This window comes from Lysinibacillus sp. RU7 (assembly GCF_057837305.1).
In genome coordinates, this window is record NZ_JBYQFK010000004.1 from 172246 (window position 1) to 194383 (window position 22138).

Genomic DNA, 22138 nt, shown 5'->3' on the forward strand with positions numbered 1-22138 from the left:
CAAAAAAATAGGATTAAAGGGCGGTTATCTAGTATGATGTTATAGAAATTTTACTTTTACATCATACCCACTTGCATTCAAAAATGAGGGATTGTATAGATGATTTGAGAGTGCCTATGTTATTAAAAGATAGGCGAAGATAAGCATTTTATTTACGGAAAAAACTAAAAAATAAGTTACTCTTTTGTTTTTTCTCCTCAACATTTGGAATGTCGATTTCTTCAACTGGCAAAACTATTGCTTTTGGTTGTTCCAGCGTTTCTGCCATCACGACAGGAGACTCATCTATAGTAACACTGTCACTTTCTACTTCTTCAGGGATTGGAATAAGGAGATTGGTATTTTCAAGCGTTGGTGAATCAGAAGGTGGTGTACTATGGGCTATCTCATGTGCCAGTCCCTTTTCACTGTCGCTAACAAGGTTAGGTGTTGGCGTAGGATTTTTCACTTTCATCGGCATATTTCTATATAATCCATTATAAATATTAGTTGGTTGTGTACCAATAGACTGAAAATAGTGTTGATTAAAATGGGATTGTTGCTCCCTCGGATTAGGTATATACTCGCTCTTGTCTACAGATTGTCGATTTTCTTTGATTTCTTGAGCTTGAACAATGTGACCAGCTAAATTTCTTAGCTGACTGTATGACGGGGGATTCACTGTTTTTTCATTATATAGCAATGCCTCTGTATAAATGGGTTTAATATTAGATGTAATAGGAAGATTTTTTTCATCAATCTGTCCTTCTTGCCCCTCACTTCCGATTAATTTATTTAAAGTGGCTAACACTTCTTCCACTGTTTGATTCAGCAAGTCTAGTTGATGTGAAAATTGCTTCACCTGGTTTGCATATGCTTCGATTTGCTCGTATCGTACTTCGTCCATGTCCTCACGGTGAAAATCTATAGGAGACATTTGCAGTTTTAGTTCCTCGAATTCGTCCTTGATAAGAAGATACTCCTCTAAAGACGTTCCTAACTTTAGATTAGTTAAGACATTTTTATATGCAAGCATTTTTTGTTTTAATTTTTCAACATCCTCAGCTGTGTACAAATTGGAATTTTCCATCACATTTCACTCCTTTCAGTCTAAATATTTTATTAAAAATATTTATATTCTGTTACTACATACAACACAGTATATACCTTATTATTGTTAGATGCAGAAACCGCTACTAAAAGAAGCGAAAAAAATGATGATTGATTTATTTGCCTATACACTTATATTGACACGTCATATTATACAAACGAACGATGAAAATATATGGAGGTGTCAAAAAATGCAGGAAAATACGCCATCACAGGCGAGTGAACTCATTTGTATGAATGTTGAAAAGGTTTATGACTGGCTCGTAAAAGACATGTCATTCGAACTTTATCCAACAAACCCAATTGCTTTCCCAAGTTTACCAACTACTCTTGTAGATATGACAGGAGTACGTGTAACGTGTCAAGTTGTGCCAAATGAATATAATCCTGTTGTCGTGCTACATCGTGAAAATCGTAACTTTACTATTGATGGAACATCAGTATGTTTACAACAAATTACACTACAAAAGAATTTCACTGTAACAATTTGTGTTACTTTCCCAAATGGTACACAATATACAAGTGACAGCTTTGACGTTTCGCGTTGTGAGCATGTTGTAATGTGTGCACCAAAAGGGACAAATATAGACGTTACTTACACAGACCTTGATTGTTTCGTATGTTCAGCTAGCAACCCAACTAATAACAGCGACGGTACAATGTCTTTCGATAATTTAGCTCTCTCTGTAACAGTTTGTCAAAGCATCCAATCTACGTTCCCTGTAACTGTAGAGTTTTTAGCAGAATACTGTGAACCAAGAGCAGATTTACCGATTGCTTGCCCACCAGCTGGTCGCCCAAGCAATTGTTCTGTAATTTTTCCTTAAAGTATTAGGAATGTAATAACTGAAAACTTAATATCATAAAATAAGGAAAGGGAAAATGAGCCCTTTCCTTATTTTATGATATGGATAGAGCTCCCCCATCTTTTTAGTAAGGAGGTTTTAATGCTGGCTACTACAAACAATCAGCTTGAGGAAAAAATAAATAAACTTCAACAGCAAACAAATTTATATACAATGGAATTAAAAAAAATATGGGATACACTCCATGCTGCAAAAAGCAGTAAGGTCATGAGCTACTTTACATCATCATTTAACATTTCTTATGCATTAGAGCAGGAAAGCTTATGTTTAGGCTCTTACCATATTTGGAATATTGGTAATATACCACTAACCAATCTCACGATTACAATACAATTACCTGAAAACTCCCCGTTTTCTTTTACAGGAAGATATGTGTACAATCATTCCCCTCAAAATTTAAAACGTCCAAATGAATGGCTACGATTAAAAAACACTGAAGAGAAAGATACATTCTCTTTTACACCACTTTTGAAAACAACCCTTGAACCAAATGAACGCATTTCATTTGAAAATTTTCAAATCAAATGGCCATCCAATACATCTTATGAAGGTAGCATTACAGGCCTTACCTATTGTGAACAATTCGAGGATGGAATCGCTGTGATTAATCCTATTAATTTAAGTGTAATCAATCTTGAACAGGAGGGAGTAAAATGAGTCCATTAGATGAAAATCAATTATTACTTATAGAGCAGATTGTCAATCAATATATGAAAAATCACTTAACTAACTCAAAAGAAAATGTAAAGGAGAATGATAATAGTTTCATATTTTTAGAAAAAGGCACTTTGCACCTACTACTCATTTACCTATTATTTATGAATAAAGTAAAAAATGAACATATAGATTCTACCGAACTATTAGAGCAACTTGATTATGTGATGGATGAGAACAAAAAAGAGTTTGAAACGCTCATTAATTTATTCAGAAATCTTGCCTAGCATAAAAGGAGGGGTATAGATGAAGAATGAACATAGCCAAAACGACAACATTCTTCAATTAAAACAAAAGATCATATTCTTAAAATCTGAATTAGCTAGATACGAAAATGAAGTCACACAGCTAAAAAAAAAAGATTATTACTCACTGGCTCTTAGCCTTGAAAAGGAAAACTTCCAACTAAAAAAGCAAGAAAAACAATTATCTATGGAAATTTTAAAACTAAAAAGAAATTTTCAAAATGAAGTAAAGACTTTTCAAAAAGAGATTCGAGCATGTGAAGATAAAAGGATGAAACTTATTGCTTCCATTCAATCTTTAGTACAAGAAACAAATAATTTACGAAAAGAGAACAGACATTTAGTAGAGACTTTAAAAAAAACGGAACAGCAATTAAATACCTCTACATTACACTTGCAAGAATCCACTATAACTCCCTTTAGCAAACTATTCGAAAATGAACTGCCTAATTTTATTACAAAAATAAATCAACAGCTACAAACTATTCATGAAGAATTCAAGACAAGCCAAGTTCAATTAGATAACAATATTATCGAGAAAATTGAATATGAAAGTAACGAAATTAAAAAACTATTACATACTATTCAAGAAGCTAAAGTGAATGCTATTCCTTCAAAATCCAAAGTTCCTAAAGCTTCTAACCTCTTTGCTCATCTAGATGAGCAAATACAAATCATTTATAGTAAAACGCTAAACTTCGAAAAGCAATTGGAGAAAAAATTACAAATGCTAGACGATGTTGAACAGCAACTGGCTCAGCTTACGATTGACATAGAAAATAAATAATACAACATAAACAAGTGGAAATTCAAATCGAAGGCGCTTCCTCTTTCATGTATGCGCATCAGCTATTTGCCCTTGCAATTAAAAATGCCTTCTGCTGTGACATTTTCTATATAGGATGCCCATTTTTTATACACCACGATAACGAGGAGATTCAAACACTACAACTACCCTGTTTTTAGTCAATCTTTATAAGAGTGTCCCGAAAGCAACAAACTTTCAGGACGCTCTTATTTACATTATTTAAACGTACGCCAGCCGATGTCTTTACGGAAGAAGAAGTTTGTCCATTCTTTCTTCCCTAGCTCCGCGTATACTTTTTCTTGTGCTGCTTTTAAATCGTCTGCTTTCGCTGCCACTAATAACACACGGCCACCATTGCCGACAAACTGACCGTCCACTTGTTTTGTACCTGCATGATATACAGGTAACGCGATATCTGAAAGCTCCGGTAGTGGATTGCCTTTTTCTACATCTCCTGGATAACCTTCAGCCGCTACTACAACTCCTAACATTGCTTCATCATGCCATTGTAGGTCGAAATATTTTTCTTCCATTAATGCTGTCATAAATAAACCGAAGTCTGAAGCCATGCGTGGTAACACGACCTGTGTTTCAGGATCACCGAAGCGCGCGTTAAACTCGATCACTTTCGGACCTTTCTCAGTTAAGATTAATCCTGCATACAGAATCCCTGTAAACGACACACCTTCTTCTTCCATAGCTTTAACTGTTGGTTCTACGATTTCGATGTAAGCACGTGATACCATTTCTTGTGGAATTTGCGGTACTGGTGAATAGGCACCCATCCCACCTGTATTTGGTCCTTGGTCGCCGTCATATGCACGCTTATGGTCTTGCGCAATGACCATTGGGTAAATTTGCCCTTTATGTACAAATGACATAAATGAAAATTCTTCCCCGTCAAGGAATTCTTCGATTACTACACGTGATGAAGAGTCACCGAAACGTTGGTTACCAATCATATCGTTGACTGCCTCGATTGCTTCTTCTTCTGTCATCGCGACAATTACACCTTTACCAGCTGCTAATCCATCCGCTTTGACAACGATTGGTGCACCTTGTGCTTGAATGTACGCAATCGCTGGCTCCGCTTCTGTAAATGTTTCGTAAGCAGCTGTTGGGATATTGTATTTTTTCATAATTTCTTTTGCATAGGATTTAGAACCTTCAATTTGAGCTGCTGCCTTTGTTGGGCCGAAGATTGTTAAACCTTCTGCTTGGAAATGATCAACAATACCAACTGCAAGTGGTTGTTCCGGTCCTACGAATGTTAAGTCGATTGCATTTTCCTTTGCAAATGTAGTAAGCGCTGCAAAGTCTAACCCGTCGATTGTAACCACTTCTGCATCTTGTTTCATTCCATCGTTACCTGGTGCAACGAATACTTTTTCTACTGATGGCGCCTCGCTAAATTGCTTAGCGATCGCATGCTCACGACCACCACTACCGATTACAAGAACTTTCATGAATAAAACCCTCCTACTGTTTTTGTATTAAACTTTTCGTTAAAAAAAACGCTCGCCATATCTAGAATGAGGCGAGCGTTTTGTGCATTCTACAGTAACCTTTCAATAATCGTACCCGACCAAAATAGTCATGTTGAATAAGTTATTGTGTGAATGTTGCCGTTCTGCATCCCCCGACCAAAGTGGATGCATACTAAGCGGTCTATTTTAAATTAGCGTCATGCCCGGCCAAAGCCATGCGCTTTGCTCCATGTTCTTCCGGCCAGAAAGAACAAATGAAACAATTTCAAACGCTTCTGCTATTATCCGGCCAGAATAATAGCGAAACATTATTCAATTATAACGTGACTTACTTAAGAAAACTATTGTTTTTTACTTTGGGAGCAAGTGTTACCTAAATACCCGCGGAATTTAGTGATTTACCCGCGAATTTATCGGGTTTACCCGCGATTAGTGTTTAAAGTGGCGAACACCTGTAAATACCATCGCAATACCGTGTTTATTTGCCATATCAATGGAATCTTGGTCTTTAATCGAGCCGCCTGGTTGGATGATCGCTTTAATACCCGCTGCTGCTGCTGCTTCTACTGTATCGCCCATTGGGAAGAATGCGTCCGATGCAAGTGCTGCACCATTTGCTTTTTCACCCGCTTGTTCGAAAGCGATTTTTGCTGCGCCTACGCGGTTCATTTGACCAGCACCAACACCAAGTGTCATTTGTGCGTCAGATACAACGATAGCGTTCGATTTTACATGCTTTACGACTGCCCAGCCAAGCTTTAATGCTTCCCACTCTGCTTCTGTTGGCTCGCGGTCTGTTACGACTTTAATATCTGCATCTGCAAAGCCAAAGCGGTCTGGCTCTTGTACAAGTAAGCCACCTTCTACTGAGACAACATTGAATTTGTCTTGTTTTGCTTGTGCAAAATCAATTGTCATGAGGCGAATGTTTTTCTTAGCTGTTAAAATATCAAGTGCTTCTTGTGTAAAGCTTGGCGCGATGATGATTTCTAAGAAAATACCAGAAAGCTTTTCAGCTGTTGCTTGATCTACTTCCATATTTAGAGCAATAATCCCACCGAAAATCGATGTTGGATCTGCTTCATATGCTTTATTGAATGCTTCTTCGATTGTTACACCTGTACCAACACCACAAGGATTCATATGCTTCACTGCTACCGCTGCTGGCATTTCGAATTCTTTTACGATTTGAAGTGCAGCGTTTGCATCTTGGATGTTGTTGTAAGAAAGCTCTTTCCCGTGTAACTGTGTTGCATATGCGATTGAGAAATCAGAACCAAGACGTTTTGCATAAAATGCTGCTTTTTGGTGAGGGTTTTCACCGTAACGTAATGATTGTTTTAACTCATACGTTACTGTTAAGTTTTCTGGGAACTCTTCACCAATCGCTTCTGTTAAGTGGTTGGAAATATACGAATCATATGCCGCTGTATGACGGAATACTTTTGCTGCTAAGCGACGGCGTGTTTCAATCGTCGTCTTACCGTCTGCTTTTAACTCTTTTAGTACGCCTGCATAGTCGTTTGCATCTACAATTACTGTTACATAATCGTGGTTTTTCGCCGCTGAACGTAGCATTGTTGGGCCGCCGATATCGATGTTTTCAATAGCATCGTCCCAAGATACGTTTGGCTTTGAAATGGTTTCAACGAATGGGTATAAGTTTACACAAACGATTTCGATTGGCTCAATGCCGTGCTCTTGCATTTGTGCTACGTGGCTTGGCTCATCAAATTTCCCTAATAATCCACCGTGAATCATTGGGTTTAATGTTTTAACACGACCATCTAAAATTTCTGGGAATTTTGTTACTTCGTCAACAGCTGTTACCGGTACGTTGTTATCTTGAAGTAATTTTTTTGTGCCGCCAGTTGAAAGAACTTCGTAGCCTAATGCCACAAGCTCTTTTGCAAAATCTAAAATACCCTCTTTATTCGAAACACTGATTAGTGCACGTTTAGTCACAATAACGTCCTCCAATATGTTATAAGCCGTAAAAGCTTTTATTGTCATTTTCACAACAGACACTGCCTGCTGAGCTATTAAAAGTTAGTATACTAATAAGCCCGTTGATTTACCTTTTATTGTTAATATAATCGTGTGAAACGTTGATTTTCGCTCCATTCGGCTCGCTTTCCACGGGCATGGCTTCAGCCTCCTCGTCGCTCGTACCTCGCGAAGCCACTGAAAAAGTCGATTTACACAAAAAATCTTAATATAAATCCATTTTTACTGTTTGTATAATTACGAAAATCATAATTAGTTACTATGTTTTTTAGTGATTTATAAGTTTTTCAGTGCCCTAGTACCTCGCTCCTGCGGGGTCTTCCGCTCATGCTGTTCCCGTAGGAGTCTCGCCGATTCCGCTGCAATCAACTAGCAAGTCATTTTTGATCATGTTTTTCTAAAAAACACGCTTCTATAAAGGAAATATTTTGATAATCAACACACCTGGTATACTAATAAACTAGTACATCATTTACTAAATAAATGTTGTAATGTTTTTGTATAAAGCGCATGTTCTACTTGATGAATGCGTTCTTCTGTCGCTTCGCGGTTTCCGTCTACCACTTCTACCGCTGCTTGTGCGATGATAGGACCTGTATCCATGCCTGCATCGACATAGTGTACTGTCACACCTGTTACTTTCACACCATGCTCCATCGCTTGACCGATTGCATCTTTGCCAGGGAATGAAGGAAGTAAAGATGGGTGAATGTTAATAATGCGATTCGGATAGGTAGCAAGTAGCACATCACTGACGAGACGCATATAACCTGCTAGCACAACCCACTCCACATTACGCGCACGTAATTCAGCGATAATCGCCTCTTCATATGCTGCTTTTGAGTCGAATGTTTTTGGTGCAAGTTCTAGCACTGGGATATTTAAGTTATTTGCACGTGTAACGACGTATGCACCTGGCTTATCTGTTACAACAAGCTCGATGCTTGCTTGTAGGTCTCCACGTTCAATCGCTTCTTGAATGGCTTGGAAGTTTGAGCCGCTTCCTGAAGCAAATACTGCAATTTTCGCCGTCATTACACTAAGCTCCCATCATGCTCACCGTTGAATACAACGCCTTCACCTTTTACAACACGACCAATTTTATAGGCTTTTTCGCCGTTTGCTTCTGCAGCAGCAATTACTTTTTCTACATCTGATTCAGGAACAGCTACTACAAAACCAACACCCATGTTGAACACATTGTATAAGTCTTTGTCTGCTAACTGACCTTTGTCTTTTAAGAATTCAAAGATGCGTAGTACTGGCCAAGAGCCTAAGTCGATTTCTGTTGCAAGTCCTGCTGGCATCATACGTGGTAAGTTTTCATAGAAGCCACCACCTGTCACGTGTGCACAACCATGCACATCGCCTGCTTTAAGCATCGCAAGTACTGGTTTTGCATACAGCTTTGTCGGCACAAGTAACGCTTCACCGATTGGACCTAAGTCTTCATAGCCTTCTACTACTTGATCGACTGCGAACTCATTATCCGCGAATACGATTTTACGCACTAATGAATAACCATTTGAATGCACACCGCTTGAAGTAAGACCGATTAGTACGTCGCCTTCTACAATTTTTTCACCTGTAATGATGTTTGCTTTTTCACAAGCACCTACAGCAAAACCAGCTAAATCGTATTCATCTTCCTCATAAAGACCAGGCATTTCTGCTGTCTCGCCACCGATTAAAGCTGCACCAGACTGCACACAGCCATCCGCTACCCCTTTAACGATTTGCTCGATTTTAGCAGGCTCTGCTTTCCCTACTGCTACATAATCAAGGAAATAAAGTGGCTCTGCGCCTTGTGCAACGATATCGTTGACACACATTGCGACACAGTCGATACCGATTGTGTCATGTTTATCTACCATAAAAGCAAGCTTTAACTTCGTACCAACACCATCTGTACCTGAAATAAGAACAGGTTCCTTTAAGTTTAACGTAGACAGGTCAAACATCCCGCCGAAGCCACCAAATGTTCCCATCACACCTAAACGATTTGTACGTTCAACGTGTGATTTCATACGCTTCACTGCTTCATAACCCGCTTCAATATTTACCCCTGCTTGTTCATATGCTTTTGACATAAGCCGTTAGCTCCTCCTTAATAAACCTTTTAACATTCTTTTTCATGTGGTAAGACTGTATCTGGGAAAATTTCTGTTGGATATTTTCCTGAGAAGCAAGCCATACATAAGCCACGGTTTTCATCTTCAAATGGACGTGCAGTCGCTTCAATCATTCCTTCTGCTGAAAGGAATGTTAACGTATCTGCACCAATTGTTTCACAAATTTCTTCAACACTATGACTCGATGCAATTAACTCTTCATGTGTAGATGTATCAATGCCGTAGAAACATGGGTCTGTCATTGGCGGCGATGAAATTACTACATGCACCTCTGTAGCCCCTGCATCTTTTAACATTTTAACGATACGACGAGATGTTGTGCCGCGCACGATGGAATCATCTACCATCACGACACGTTTCCCTTTCACGACTTGCAGAACCGGTGAAAGTTTCATTTTTACACCGCGCTCGCGCAGCTCTTGTGTTGGCTGGATAAATGTACGGCCAACATAGCGGTTTTTAATTAAACCAAGCTCGTACGGGATGCCGCTTTCTTCCGCAAAACCAATGGCTGCTGAAATACTTGAATCCGGTACACCTGTTACAACATCTGCTTCAATATGGGCACATTCTTTTGCTAGTTGTTTCCCCATACGTTTACGCGCCATGTGTACATTAATACCGTCGATATCTGAATCAGGACGTGCTAAATACACATATTCCATTGCACACATCGCGCGATTATCTTTCGCTACGAAACGATCCGATTCTAAACCTTTATCGTTAATAATGATTAATTCACCTGGTTCTACTTCACGTACATATTCTGCACCGATTAAATCAAATGCACATGTTTCTGAAGCAACGACCCAGCCGTCGCCTAATTTCCCTAATGACAACGGACGTAAACCATGCATGTCACGTGCGACCATCATTGTTTCTTCTGTCATAATTAAGAATGAAAATGCCCCTTTTAATAAAGACAATGCATTTTTCACTTTTGCACGGAATGGTGAGTGCGTTGATTTTTTAATTAAGTGTGCTAATACTTCTGTATCGGAAGAAGAGTGGAAAATGCTTCCGCCTCGTTCTAAATACTGTTTTAAGTGATTAGCATTTACTAAGTTCCCGTTATGGGCAATCGATAAACTGCCTGTTGATGAATGGAAAAGTAAAGGCTGTACATTTTGAGGACCAGCACCGCCTTGCGTTGTATAACGAACATGCGCAATCGCTGCTTTTCCTTTCACTTTGCTTAACTTTTCTTCGTTAAACACATCATTGACAAGTCCTTCGCCTTTTACGGCGCGCAAGGTAGAGCCGTCTGTAACGACAATCCCTGCGCCTTCTTGTCCGCGATGTTGTAGTGCATGTAAACCGTAGTAACTAATTTGTGCTGGATCTGAGTGTCCCCAAATACCAAAAACCCCACATTCTTCGTTTAAGCCTCTGATTTCAGCAAGCATGGGATTGCTCCTTTCCAAGCAGAACGGAATTCCTCCACTGTACCTTCTACAAGCACACCGTTGTCACCGTTAATTGTTAATGTTGCCTCTTCTGTTACGACACCGATTTTTTGTGCGTCTTTTACGATTTCTTCAAATGCTGCTGCATTTTCTTCTTTTACTGTAAGAACAAAGCGTGATTGTGATTCAGCAAATAAGGCTGTTACAGCAGAACCTGTTAACGTCACATTGACACCTAAGCCGTTTGCTGCAAACGTTTTTTCTGCAAGTGCAACCGCTACACCGCCCTCAGAAACGTCGTGCGCTGATTGTACAAGACCTGCACGAATCGCCTCTAAAATCGTTGCTTGACGAATGGCTTCTACGTCTAAATCAATTGATGGTGCTTTACCTGAAATTTGACCTTCGATTAATTTTTGTAATTCAGAGCCACCGAATTCTGTTTTCGTTTCACCTACTACGTACACGATGTCGCCCGCTTGCTTCACTTCTTGTGTTGTCACGTGTGATAAGTCTTTTACTAAACCAACCATACCGATTGTTGGTGTTGGGTAAACCGCTTCACCTGAACGCTCGTTGTACATAGATACGTTACCACCGATAACTGGTGCATCTAATGCTAAACATGCCGCTGCAATCCCATCAGCTGACTTTTGGATTTGCCAGAAGATTTCTGGTTTCTCTGGGTTACCGAAGTTTAAACAGTCTGTAATCGCTAGTGGTTGACCACCCGAACATACGATGTTACGCGCTGCTTCTGCTACCGCGATTTTACCGCCTGTAGTTGGATCTAAGTAGATGTAGCGAGAGTTACAGTCAGTTGTCATCGCTAACCCTTTATTTGTACCACGTACACGTAACACCGCTGCGTCCGAACCAGGCGCTACGACTGTGTTTGTACGTACTTGATAGTCATATTGATCATACACCCACTCTTTCGAAGCAACAGTTGGTGCTTTTAAAAGTGCTGTTAATGTTTCTTTGTAGTCTGTTACAGTTGGTTCAACATTTTCCATCGCTTGGAACTCAGCAAAATAAGCTGGCTCAGCATCTGGCATATAGTAAACTGGTGCGTCTTCTGCAAGTGCATCTGCCGGTACTTCCGCCACAACCTCACCGTTGTGTAATAAGCGAAGCATTTTATCGTCCGTTACACGACCTACTGCTACAGCATCTAAATCATATTTTTCAAAGATCGCTTTAATTTCTTCTTCACGACCTGCTTTGACAACGATTAGCATACGCTCTTGAGACTCAGATAACATCATCTCGTAAGCTGTCATATTTGTTTCACGTTGAGGAACTAAGTCTAAGTTCATCTCTACACCCGTGCCAGCTTTCGAAGCCATTTCTGCTGAAGACGATGTAAGACCCGCAGCACCCATATCTTGAATCCCAACAAGCGCATCTGATTTCACTACTTCTAAGCAAGCTTCAAGTAATAGCTTCTCCATGAATGGGTCCCCAACTTGAACAGCTGAACGCTTCTCATCTGCTTCATCTGATAACTCTTCAGAAGAGAATGTCGCACCGTGAATACCATCACGACCTGTTTTTGCTCCAACGTACATCACTGTGTTACCTACACCAGCAGCTACACCTTTTTGGATGTCCTTATGGTCAATTAACCCTACGCACATAGCGTTGACAAGTGGGTTCCCTTCGTAGCAAGGGTCGAACTGAATTTCGCCACCTACTGTTGGAATCCCGATACAGTTCCCATAACCTGCGATACCCGCAACTACTTCTTCAAATAAGTATTTACCACGTGCTGATTTTAACTCGCCAAAACGTAAAGAGTTTAGCATCGCAATTGGGCGTGCACCCATTGAAAATACGTCACGGATAATACCGCCAACACCTGTTGCTGCACCTTGGTACGGTTCAATTGCTGACGGGTGATTGTGTGATTCCATTTTGAATACAACCGCTTGCTCGTCACCGATATCTACGATACCAGCACCTTCACCAGGACCTTGTAATACTTGAGGCCCTTTTGTTGGGAATTTGCGTAATACTGGCTTCGATTTTTTGTATGAGCAGTGTTCTGACCACATTACCGAGAATAAACCGATTTCCGTCCAATTAGGCTTGCGTCCCCCTAATTTCTCTACCGCTAAATCGTATTCTTCATCTGTCATACCCATGTCCGCATAAAGACGTTGCTCTTTAATTTGCTCCGATGATGGCTCGAATTTAGTTGTTGACATGTTGTTCCCTCCACTGCTTCACAATTGATTTAAATAATTTCAGCCCGTCTGCGCCGCCAACGATTTCGTTTGCTGCACGCTCTGGGTGTGGCATCATACCAAGTACGTTACCTTGCTCGTTAATAATCCCTGCGATATCTTCTAAAGAACCATTCGGATTGTCACCTGAGTATGTGAACACGATTTGGTTGTTTGCTTTTAAAGCTGCTAATGTTTCTTCATCACAGTAATAGTTCCCTTCGCCGTGTGCGATTGGAATATTAATGACTTCACCTTGCTCGTACTGATTTGAGAATAATGTGTTGTTATTTTCCACTTTTAACTGTACTGTACGGCACATGAATTTTAAGTTTTTATTACGTAAAAGCGCCCCTGGTAGTAAGCCCGCTTCCGTTAAGATTTGGAATCCATTACATACCCCAAGTACTGGCTTGCCCTCAGCTGCAAACTCCTTTAATGCCTTCATAATGTTCGATTGGTTAGCCATCGCGCCACAGCGTAAGTAGTCACCATACGAGAAGCCACCAGGTACTAGTGCACCGTCGAAGCCTTCTAAGCTATCCGCTGTATGCCAAACGTATTCTACTTCTTCACCTAATTCGTCTTTGATCGCATGATACATGTCGATATCACAGTTAGACCCTGGGAAAACGAGTACTGCAAATTTCATAGTATTATGCCTCCTCAATTTCGTAGCGGTAGTTTTCGATGACAGTGTTTGTTAACATTTTTTCACACATTTCTTTAACGATTGTCTCGATATCGCGGTCTGTGTCAGCGATTGTAACTTCTAAGTATTTACCGATACGTACATCTGCTACTTCACCATAACCGATTTTCTCTAATGAACCTTTTACTGCTGAACCTTGTGGATCTAAAATACTTTCTTTTAATGTTACGTAAATTTTAACTTTCTTCATTGTCTATTTTCCTCCAAGTCTAGTAAGTATGATTTCATATACTTCTGTTAAACTACCAAGATTGCGGCGGAACACATCTTTATCAAGCTTTTGTTTCGTTTTAGTATCCCAAAGTCGACAAGTATCTGGTGAAATTTCATCGGCAAGTAATACATTCCCGTTCACATCGCGCCCAAACTCAAGTTTAAAGTCGATTAGCTCTACCCCTACATCAGAAAAGATCGGACGTAGCACTTCGTTGACTTGAAGACCGCCATCGTATAGTGCTTGTACCTCTTCTGGTGTGGCAATACCGAGCACATCAATATGCTCTGTTGTAATGTGCGGGTCACCTAAATCATCATTTTTATAGTAATACTCTACAATCGGGCGCTTAAGCGGTGTCCCCTCTTCTAGCCCTAATCGTTTTGCGAGTGAGCCTGCCGCAATATTGCGCACGACAAGCTCGATTGGAATGATGTCGACTTTTTTGACAAGCTGCTCATTATCAGAAATACGTTGCACGAAATGTGACGCAATTCCGGCTGCTTGTAATTTTTCGAATATAAGGGTTGTAATACGGTTATTTAACACGCCTTTACCGGCAATGTCTTCCTTCTTTTCACCATTGAATGCTGTTGCACTGTCCTTGTATTCCACAAAGAGGATTTCTGGATTCTCTGTAGCATATAATCGTTTTGCTTTACCTTCGTACAAAAGTTGACCTTTATTCATGACATGTTCCCCCTAGATTAGTTTAGACCGCAACGTTCGAAAATGAGATCGACGTTTTGGATGTGATAGTTGTAATCAAAGCAATCGTCTAATTCCTCTTTGGATAGGAGCGACGTAATTTTTTCATTCGCTTCTACTAATGGTCGGAACTGTGTTTGCTCATCCCATGCACGCGCTGTTAGTGGCTGCACAGTATCATACGCTTCTTCACGTACTAAACCTTTATCAATTAACGCAAGTAGAATTCGTTGGGAGTAGATTAGCCCAAACGTACGATCCATATTACGCTTCATGTTTTCAGGGAATACAGTTAAGTTTTTCACGATGTTGCCAAATCGATTTAACATATAATTTAGCGCAATCGTTGCATCTGGAATAATGACGCGCTCTGCAGATGAATGTGAAATATCACGTTCATGCCATAGTGCTACGTTTTCATATGCCGTCATCATGTAACCTCGGATTAGACGAGCCATCCCCGTCATATTTTCAGATCCGATCGGGTTACGTTTATGTGGCATAGCAGAAGAGCCTTTTTGACCTTTACCGAACGCTTCCTCGACTTCGCGTGTCTCTGACTTTTGAAGACCGCGAATTTCTGTTGCAAACTTTTCAATCGATGTCGCGATTAATGCCAGTGTACTAAAGTACTGTGCATGACGATCACGTTGTAGTGTTTGCGTTGAAATCGGTGCTGCTTGTAAGCCTAAGTGTTCACATACGTATGCCTCTACGCGAGGATTGATGTTTGCGTATGTTCCAACGGCGCCGCTCATTTTACCTGTTTCAATCGTCTTCGCTGCTGCTTCAAAGCGCTCTAAGTTACGTTGCATCTCTTGGTACCATAAGGCAAGCTTTAAGCCAAATGTTGTCGGCTCAGCGTGTACCCCATGTGTACGCCCCATCATTACTGTGTATTTGTGCTCTAAAGCTTTTTCACGAATGATGTCGATGAAGTTGTGTAAATCTTTACGAAGAATATTGTTTGCTTGTTTGATTAAGTATGACAGCGCCGTGTCCACTACGTCTGTTGAAGTTAAACCGTAGTGTACCCATTTGCGCTCCTCACCTAACGTTTCAGATACTGCGCGTGTAAACGCAACAACGTCATGGCGTGTTTCCTGCTCAATCTCGTAAATACGGTCCACATCGAATGATGCGTTTGCGCGAATTTTCGCTACGTCCTCTTTCGGAATGTCCCCGATTTCCGCCCAAGCCTCACATGCTAAAATTTCGACTTCAAGCCATGCTTGGAATTTGTTTTGCTCCGTCCAAATAGCACCCATTTCAGGTCGTGTATAACGTTCGATCATAGTATGTGCTCCTTCTACTCTGGCCAGATACCAGAATCCTTGATTTGTTTTAGTGTTGTATTTAAATCATCCGTCATAATTGTGACGTGACCCATTTTACGGTTTACTTTTGCTTCAGCTTTTCCGTATAAATGAACAGACCAATCAGGATACTTCGAAATAGAGTTTGTCAATGGTACTACATGTTGCCCTAGTACGTTCACCATAATAGATGGTGACCATAGCTTTGGCTTACGTAGCGGCCAGCCGCACACCGCACGAATATGCTGTGTGAATTGTGAAATATTACAAGCCTCAATAGAATAATGACCAGAATTGTGTGGTCGTGGTGCTAATTCATTAATCACGATGCCACCATCTTCTAGTACAAACATTTCGACTGCTAATGTACCAACTAGTTCCAGATGATCTGCAATTTTTGCTGCTTCTTGCTCTGCTTGAGTAGCAGTCTGCTCTGCAATACGCGCTGGTACAATCGTTTCATGTAAGATATGGTGTACGTGAATATTTTCACCTACCGGTAAGCAACAAGTTTCGCCATGGCCATTACGCTGTACAATCACAGAAATCTCTTTTGTAAATGGCACAAAACCTTCTGCGATACATACAGAATGTGCAAATAACCCTTCTGCTAACGGTAAATCTTCTTTTATTTTTAGTAATTGTTGCCCTTTGCCGTCATAACCGCCGCGCGCTGTTTTGACAATACACGGGAAGCCAATTTCGTCAATTTTCGCCACTAGCTCCTCATACGTCTCTGCCACAACGTACGGTGCAACAGGACAGCCGGCTTCAACAATCGCCGCTTTTTCCGTTACACGATTTTGCGTAATTCGGACTAATTCAGCGCCTTGAGGCACATACGCGATTTCTGTTAATCGTTTTAAGCCCTCATAATCGATATTTTCGAATTCATACGTAATGACATCACTTACTTCTGCCAGCTCTTCTAAAGCTGACTCGTCGTTATATTGCGCCACAATACGAATATCTGCGACTTGTCCACAAGGAGAGTCCATTGACGGCTCTAACACCGCAATTTTAAACCCTGCTTCTTTTGCTGCGACTGCCATCATTCGTCCAAGCTGACCGCCACCGATAATACCGATTGTTTGACCTGGATAAATCATTTTCGTCACACTAAGTCACCTGTGCTTTCTAACACCTGTTGTTTTGTCACTTCACGACGAGCGTCAAGCTTTGTTGCTAACTCCGCATCAGTAGTCGATAAAATTTGTGCTGCAAGTAACCCTGCATTTGTTGCCCCTGCTTTACCAATCGCTACTGTTGCCACAGGTACACCACCTGGCATTTGCACAATTGAAAGTAGTGAGTCCAATCCATTTAATGCACGAGATTGAACGGGTACACCGATCACAGGTAATGTTGTTTTAGCTGCCACCATACCTGGTAAATGTGCAGCGCCTCCAGCACCAGCAATAATGACTTGAATGCCACGTCCACGTGCATTTTCTGCATATTCAAACATTAAGTCTGGTGTGCGGTGTGCGGATACAACTTGCTTTTCATAAGGGACTGCGAGTTCATCTAAAATATCACATGCATGCTTCATTGTTTCCCAGTCACTAGAACTGCCCATAATAACGCCAATTTTCGGATTCATGAATTTGCTCTCCTTTTAACAACTATTTATTGCCCCATCTGAACAATAAAAAAGTCCCCAAATAAACTACTTTCTAAGCGCGAGAAAGCAATCTACTTGAGGACTAAATTTGAAAGAATATGCAGATAAAAGCATCTAAAGCCACACCCTTTTCTTCAATCGTTCCAAAAGTTGCTTTCCCTGCATAGTCCGGAATTTACGGTACCGGGTAGAAACACTGGAGCCATATTCTCCAGCATATATGTAGGGATCTAATGTTTTTCCTGTTCACATTTTAACAAGGGTTGGCTATAAAATCAACGACAAAATGCGAACAATATTTTTTAGTTAAACATTATCGTTCGGATTTTAACGTTTTTTTTATTATTCTTCTAGTAATATTCCTTTGAACTGTATTTTTTGACGTAGGTATGTCGGTTCCCCATTGACCTCTTGAAAAACGGGCTCTTCCTTACGCCCACATGGCATATAGCCGTCTTGCTTCATTCGGTCTAGACATTGCTCGATTGTTTCATTTTCTTGTACTTCATACCATACTTGCTTTTTGCCCAAAATGGTCATCCTTCCAGTTTGTAAATATTGCTCTTACTATAACATGTTCCCCCAAGACCGTTACAAATTATCGTAAGAAAATTGTGAACGATTCGTCACATTCTTACAATAGAGTGGTTTTTGTGTGTTGGGGATTTTTACGCGGGTTTGGGACGGTTTTACGCGACTTTCCTGCACTTTTACGCGACTTCTCTTATCTTTTAAAAAAAGCAATCCGATTATGAGTCGGATTGCCTTTAATGTTATTGCACCATTTCCATTTGCTCGATATATTCATAAACTTCTTCAAACGTTACGTCTGGGTTTTCTAAGATCACGCCGTATTGGTGATTGTTTTCTGTCCATTGCACATAGCGGAAGGCATTCATGTCAATCTTTTCTCCTTGTTGCCCACGCACTTCAATCGTCTCTCCCGTCTTTGGACCAATTTCTGTATAGCTTTCAGTTGGTACAAAAACAGAAAGGGCAAAGGCTGGTTCGCCGTCTAATGAATAGTTAAGGACAAATTCAGGTCGTTCCTCCACCTTCATATCTGTTACAGATTCTAATGTAATGCCGTTTTGTTCTTTCATCACTAAAAACTCACCAAGTGCTGCCTTTGCTTCCTCGATCGTTACTTGTGCTGGGGAAATCATTTCTTCCGTTTCCACCGTTACGTCAGCCGGTAAATCGAGTACAAATAAACTATCCTCTATTTTTTGATCCACATCAAACATTGTATATTCAATCGTCAACACCAGATCACCGCTACGACTTACGGATTTTAACGTCATCCATGTTTGTTTATCGACCCATATCTCCAAATCACCTATTAAACTATTCTCTTCCTTTGCCGTTGCAATAAGATGGTAAGTGTCACGACCAGCTACCTTTTCTTCCTCACCAACTGAAATGTCATGTGTATTCTCCACCATTTTCAGTAGCATATGTGCCTGTTCCTTTGGTGATGGTTGCATGAGAGGCTCGGCACCTTCTGTTGTTAAATGATAGACAAGCGCTGATTTTGATTGTTCATCATAGGAAGTAAGGGTTTTGCCATCATTTACTGTAATGACATTTGCACCGCTTTCATCTGAAACTTCGATACGGCGTTTCCCATCCTTTTCCCATTGTTTGACTGTCGATGGCTGCCCATCCCCTGTATCCATGACATACTCCCCGTAAAACGAAGATACTTCGGTTGTTTCCTGCATGACCTGGTCAATAATTTCCTGTGGGGAATAGTTTTCTGCATCACTGCATGCTGCAAGTGATAAGGACAAAATAAGTGCTGCTGAATAAATGATTTTTTTCATTAGGATTCTCCTCCTGGTAGCCAGCAAATAATGGCTGTACTATTTTGTTGTGACACGGCTTGAATCGTACCGTAATGTTTTTCAATGATTTGTTTTGCAATGCTTAAACCTAACCCTGCACCACGCTGTCCCATTTGGCTACGTGCTTGGTCAACTTGATATAAAGGATCAAACATGCGTTCACACTGCTCTACTGTTAATGTGTCACCGCTATTTTGCACGATGATATAGACACCGTTTTCACAGATAAGTTGTGCCTTCACATACTGCTCACACCACGACGGAATATGCGGAAGTTCAAAAGCTGCGATCCCAATAAACCCACCATCGTTTGTATATGTCCACGCATTCGATACAACATTATCGACAACACGCATCAACTGCTTTGGATGTACCTCGTATATCCCATCCACATATAAGTCTGTCCTTGCTAAAAACCCTTTTTCCTGACTAATTTGCTCATAGTCTGCAAGGAGCATCTCAAAAAGCTCAGCTCCCTCTACGGTTACAAGCTCTAACGCATAATGGGGCGATTGCAGTAATGTATACATCATCAAATCCTCTAGCAGGTGCTTCATATAATCAGACTTCGATGAAATGACTGCTAAATAGTCCTGCTGTTCCTGAATACTTAAGCTCCCCGATTGTAAGCTTTCTGTATATGCCTGAATCGATGTAAGCGGTGTTTTTAAATCATGTGAAAGGCTGGCAATCATAAATTCCTTTTGACGCTGCTGCTCATTAAGTTTTTTACGTGTCTCTTCTATTTCTTGCTGCATTGCCTGAAAGCTAGCCGTTACCTCGCCAAGCTCATCCTTTTTAACAGGTAGGCACTCCGTCGGTTCTCCCTTCGCAAAAGCAGCCATTTGATGTATTAATGCTTTCATTGGTCGATGAAGACGGACGTTTAAAAAATATACAACGGCTGCATATAACAAGGACAGTAGAACAAGTAAACCCAACCCTACTATAAGCGTTTTAGTATTGATTTGCTTCGTCCATTCCTTACGTATGGATATCACTTCATAAATACCAACCATTTGCCCCTTCTCATACACTGGCTCCTTATACACAAAGGTTTGATAATTTTGTTGAAACTCATATAAATGCTTATATACACGTTCCCTATCCTCGAACATACTATAAGCCGTCGTTAACGGATTCGATGAATAATAAATCCGACCATTAGGTGCATACAGTGTCACCATTAATTCATTCGATGTTAATATCTCAATCTCGCTAAAATCTGCATCTTTCTCATAAATCCTTGGATTAGCTAATACCGGTTTTAGGGAATTTATTGTATTCCAGTTATCAAAATACTCCTCCACATTCTTATCCTTGTAGTAAGCATTTATAGATACATATAAACCGTAAACACCGACAAGCGGCAAAATCATCACGAGTAAATACGTGAGTAACAGCCATGTTTTAATTTTCACAGCAGTTCACCTACAAAGCGGTAGCCCTTTCCCCAAACAGTTTGAATAAAATGAGGGTTTTTTACGGGATCTTGTAGCTTCTCTCGCAGTGCTTTAATATGAACAGTTACAGTATGTGTTTCCTCTAATTCAGGTTGTTGCCATACATGTGTATAGAGCGCTTCTTTTGAGAAAAGCTCCCGTGGATGTTGTGCCAATACTTTTAAGAGGGCAAATTCCTTTTGTGTTAAATTGAGTTCGTTGTCATGTAAGAATACTTGCTCACGTTTCCAATCAATTTTTAGCCCATATGGAAATTGAGCAATTTCTTCTGCTACATGTATTTTATTGTAGCGTTGCCAACGTCTTAGCTGACAAGCAACACGCGCTTTTAATTCTCCTAGTGAAAATGGTTTAGCTAAATAATCATCTGCCCCTTGTAGCCCTTCCACTTTATCAGCTTCTTCGTTTCTTGCACTAATCATAATAATCGGTACATCACTTTGTAGGCGTATATGCTCCGTCAATTTTAACCCGTCCATTTCTGGCATCATCCAATCAACAAGTAATAAGTCATAGTTGCCGGCTTGAAAATCTACTAATCCTTCCATACCTGTTGTGGCCCAAGTTACCCGGTAGCCTTCCTTTGTTAATGTATCTTTTATAATCCGTGCAATTTCACGATCATCTTCAACTAACAGAATACGTTGCTCCATGTTGTCGCCCCCTAGTGTTACTATATCAAGTGTTTCATCTAATCTTTTGAACTTTATAAATTCTTTATTTTTAGCATAGAGGAAAATATAGGTATCGTGAAGTTTGAAATAAGAAATCAGATGTAGAAAAGGTACTTTATGGAGGCATGGGCAAAATTGTCGTATAAATGACTATCCATTAATGCGGGATAAACAGAAATATCTTCTAGCTTTAATGAAGTCCATCTGATTAAGATAGTCATGGATATATCCTAATTCGCTGAAATCGTTGTATATGAATGAAGTATTTGAAAAAAGCCAAATAAAAAAAGGATTCGATTTCATCGAATCCTCGTGTGCCTAGCGACGTCCTACTCTCACAGGGGGAAGCCCCCAACTACCATCGGCGCTAAAGAGCTTAACTTCCGTGTTCGGTATGGGAACGGGTGTGACCTCTTTGCCATCATCACTAGACTATGGTCGACCTCCAATACACGGCGTATGCCTGTGTGTTGAAGCTCTCTTGTAAGAAAGAAGTTGTTCTTTCAAAACTGGATAAACGGTGCATTGTGCACAACACAAAATGTGGTTAAGTCCTCGACCGATTAGTATTCGTCAGCTCCATGTGTCGCCACACTTC

Annotated in this window: 21 protein-coding genes, 1 rRNA gene and 1 riboswitch; of the genes, 4 read left to right on the forward strand and 18 right to left on the reverse strand. The window is 40.4% G+C overall.

The window, feature by feature from the left end; all coding sequences use genetic code 11:
• Positions 1-148 precede the first annotated feature (148 nt).
• Entirely contained in the window at positions 149-1069 is a 921-nt protein-coding gene (locus AC3II9_RS04780; protein WP_489153582.1) for a hypothetical protein, read from the reverse strand.
• A 211-nt stretch (positions 1070-1280) separates the two neighbouring features.
• On the opposite strand from AC3II9_RS04780, the gene AC3II9_RS04785 reads away from it, so the two are divergent.
• The 4 genes from AC3II9_RS04785 (at position 1281) to AC3II9_RS04800 (ending at position 3701) form a co-directional block, all read left to right on the forward strand.
• The gene (locus tag AC3II9_RS04785; protein ID WP_489153583.1) at positions 1281-1916 is read left to right on the forward strand and encodes a BMQ_0737 family morphogenetic spore coat protein; all 636 of its coding nucleotides are present in this window, start codon (positions 1281-1283) and stop codon (positions 1914-1916) included.
• Between the two features lie 120 nt (positions 1917-2036).
• Complete coding sequence (locus tag AC3II9_RS04790) at positions 2037-2612, forward strand: hypothetical protein (protein ID WP_489153585.1); 576 nt, start codon at positions 2037-2039, stop codon at positions 2610-2612.
• Entirely contained in the window at positions 2609-2896 is a 288-nt protein-coding gene (locus AC3II9_RS04795) for a hypothetical protein (protein ID WP_489153586.1), read from the forward strand. Before AC3II9_RS04790 ends, AC3II9_RS04795 begins: the two co-directional genes overlap by 4 nt.
• Before the next feature lie 19 nt (positions 2897-2915).
• Positions 2916-3701, forward strand: a complete 786-nt coding sequence (locus tag AC3II9_RS04800; RefSeq protein WP_489153588.1) for a hypothetical protein — start codon at positions 2916-2918, stop codon at positions 3699-3701.
• 236 nt (positions 3702-3937) lie between these two features.
• On the opposite strand, the gene purD is transcribed toward AC3II9_RS04800, so the two are convergent.
• The 17 genes from purD to rrf all read right to left on the reverse strand — a co-directional run bounded on the left by purD (position 3938) and on the right by rrf (position 21972).
• Entirely contained in the window at positions 3938-5188 is a 1251-nt protein-coding gene (gene purD / locus AC3II9_RS04805; protein ID WP_489153590.1) for a phosphoribosylamine--glycine ligase, read from the reverse strand.
• Positions 5189-5638: 450 nt separating this feature from the next.
• The gene (gene purH / locus AC3II9_RS04810) at positions 5639-7174 is read right to left on the reverse strand and encodes a bifunctional phosphoribosylaminoimidazolecarboxamide formyltransferase/IMP cyclohydrolase (protein WP_391374775.1); all 1536 of its coding nucleotides are present in this window, start codon (positions 7172-7174) and stop codon (positions 5639-5641) included.
• A 510-nt stretch (positions 7175-7684) separates the two neighbouring features.
• The gene (gene purN, locus AC3II9_RS04815) at positions 7685-8251 is read right to left on the reverse strand and encodes a phosphoribosylglycinamide formyltransferase (protein ID WP_489153592.1); all 567 of its coding nucleotides are present in this window, start codon (positions 8249-8251) and stop codon (positions 7685-7687) included.
• Positions 8251-9306 (reverse strand): phosphoribosylformylglycinamidine cyclo-ligase, encoded by a 1056-nt coding sequence (purM, locus tag AC3II9_RS04820; RefSeq protein WP_489153594.1) that lies wholly within the window; start codon positions 9304-9306, stop codon positions 8251-8253. Before purM ends, purN begins: the two co-directional genes overlap by 1 nt.
• Before the next feature lie 29 nt (positions 9307-9335).
• Positions 9336-10754, reverse strand: coding sequence for an amidophosphoribosyltransferase (gene purF, locus AC3II9_RS04825; protein ID WP_489153596.1), 1419 nt, complete (start codon positions 10752-10754; stop codon positions 9336-9338).
• Positions 10730-12964: a phosphoribosylformylglycinamidine synthase subunit PurL gene (gene purL / locus AC3II9_RS04830; protein ID WP_489153598.1), complete on the reverse strand. Its 2235-nt coding sequence runs from the start codon at positions 12962-12964 to the stop codon at positions 10730-10732. Before purL ends, purF begins: the two co-directional genes overlap by 25 nt.
• Positions 12951-13634, reverse strand: a complete 684-nt coding sequence (gene purQ / locus AC3II9_RS04835) for a phosphoribosylformylglycinamidine synthase subunit PurQ (protein ID WP_489153600.1) — start codon at positions 13632-13634, stop codon at positions 12951-12953. Before purQ ends, purL begins: the two co-directional genes overlap by 14 nt.
• Positions 13635-13638: 4 nt before the next feature.
• Positions 13639-13884 (reverse strand): phosphoribosylformylglycinamidine synthase subunit PurS, encoded by a 246-nt coding sequence (gene purS, locus AC3II9_RS04840; protein ID WP_489153602.1) that lies wholly within the window; start codon positions 13882-13884, stop codon positions 13639-13641.
• Positions 13885-13887: 3 nt separating this feature from the next.
• Positions 13888-14598 carry a phosphoribosylaminoimidazolesuccinocarboxamide synthase gene (gene purC, locus AC3II9_RS04845; protein WP_489153603.1) on the reverse strand — a complete coding sequence of 237 codons (711 nt, stop codon included), beginning with the start codon at positions 14596-14598 and terminating at the stop codon, positions 13888-13890.
• A 17-nt stretch (positions 14599-14615) separates the two neighbouring features.
• A complete protein-coding gene (gene purB, locus AC3II9_RS04850; protein WP_391374795.1) occupies positions 14616-15911 on the reverse strand; it encodes an adenylosuccinate lyase in 1296 nt (431 codons plus the stop codon).
• A gap of 14 nt (positions 15912-15925) precedes the next feature.
• Complete coding sequence (purK, locus tag AC3II9_RS04855; RefSeq protein WP_489153605.1) at positions 15926-17050, reverse strand: 5-(carboxyamino)imidazole ribonucleotide synthase; 1125 nt, start codon at positions 17048-17050, stop codon at positions 15926-15928.
• Entirely contained in the window at positions 17047-17535 is a 489-nt protein-coding gene (purE, locus tag AC3II9_RS04860) for a 5-(carboxyamino)imidazole ribonucleotide mutase (protein ID WP_489153607.1), read from the reverse strand. The genes purK and purE overlap by 4 nt, the downstream gene beginning before the upstream one ends.
• Before the next feature lie 165 nt (positions 17536-17700).
• A riboswitch (purine riboswitch) is annotated at positions 17701-17800 on the reverse strand.
• A 98-nt stretch (positions 17801-17898) separates the two neighbouring features.
• The gene (locus AC3II9_RS04865; protein WP_489153609.1) at positions 17899-18087 is read right to left on the reverse strand and encodes an NETI motif-containing protein; all 189 of its coding nucleotides are present in this window, start codon (positions 18085-18087) and stop codon (positions 17899-17901) included.
• Between the two features lie 242 nt (positions 18088-18329).
• Positions 18330-19382, reverse strand: a complete 1053-nt coding sequence (locus tag AC3II9_RS04870) for a LolA family protein (protein ID WP_489153611.1) — start codon at positions 19380-19382, stop codon at positions 18330-18332.
• Positions 19382-20824 carry a HAMP domain-containing sensor histidine kinase gene (locus AC3II9_RS04875; RefSeq protein WP_489153613.1) on the reverse strand — a complete coding sequence of 481 codons (1443 nt, stop codon included), beginning with the start codon at positions 20822-20824 and terminating at the stop codon, positions 19382-19384. The genes AC3II9_RS04870 and AC3II9_RS04875 overlap by 1 nt, the downstream gene beginning before the upstream one ends.
• Positions 20821-21519: a response regulator transcription factor gene (locus tag AC3II9_RS04880; protein WP_489153615.1), complete on the reverse strand. Its 699-nt coding sequence runs from the start codon at positions 21517-21519 to the stop codon at positions 20821-20823. Before AC3II9_RS04880 ends, AC3II9_RS04875 begins: the two co-directional genes overlap by 4 nt.
• 337 nt (positions 21520-21856) lie before the next feature.
• Positions 21857-21972: ribosomal RNA gene (gene rrf / locus AC3II9_RS04885) — 5S ribosomal RNA — on the reverse strand.
• Positions 21973-22138 lie beyond the last annotated feature (166 nt).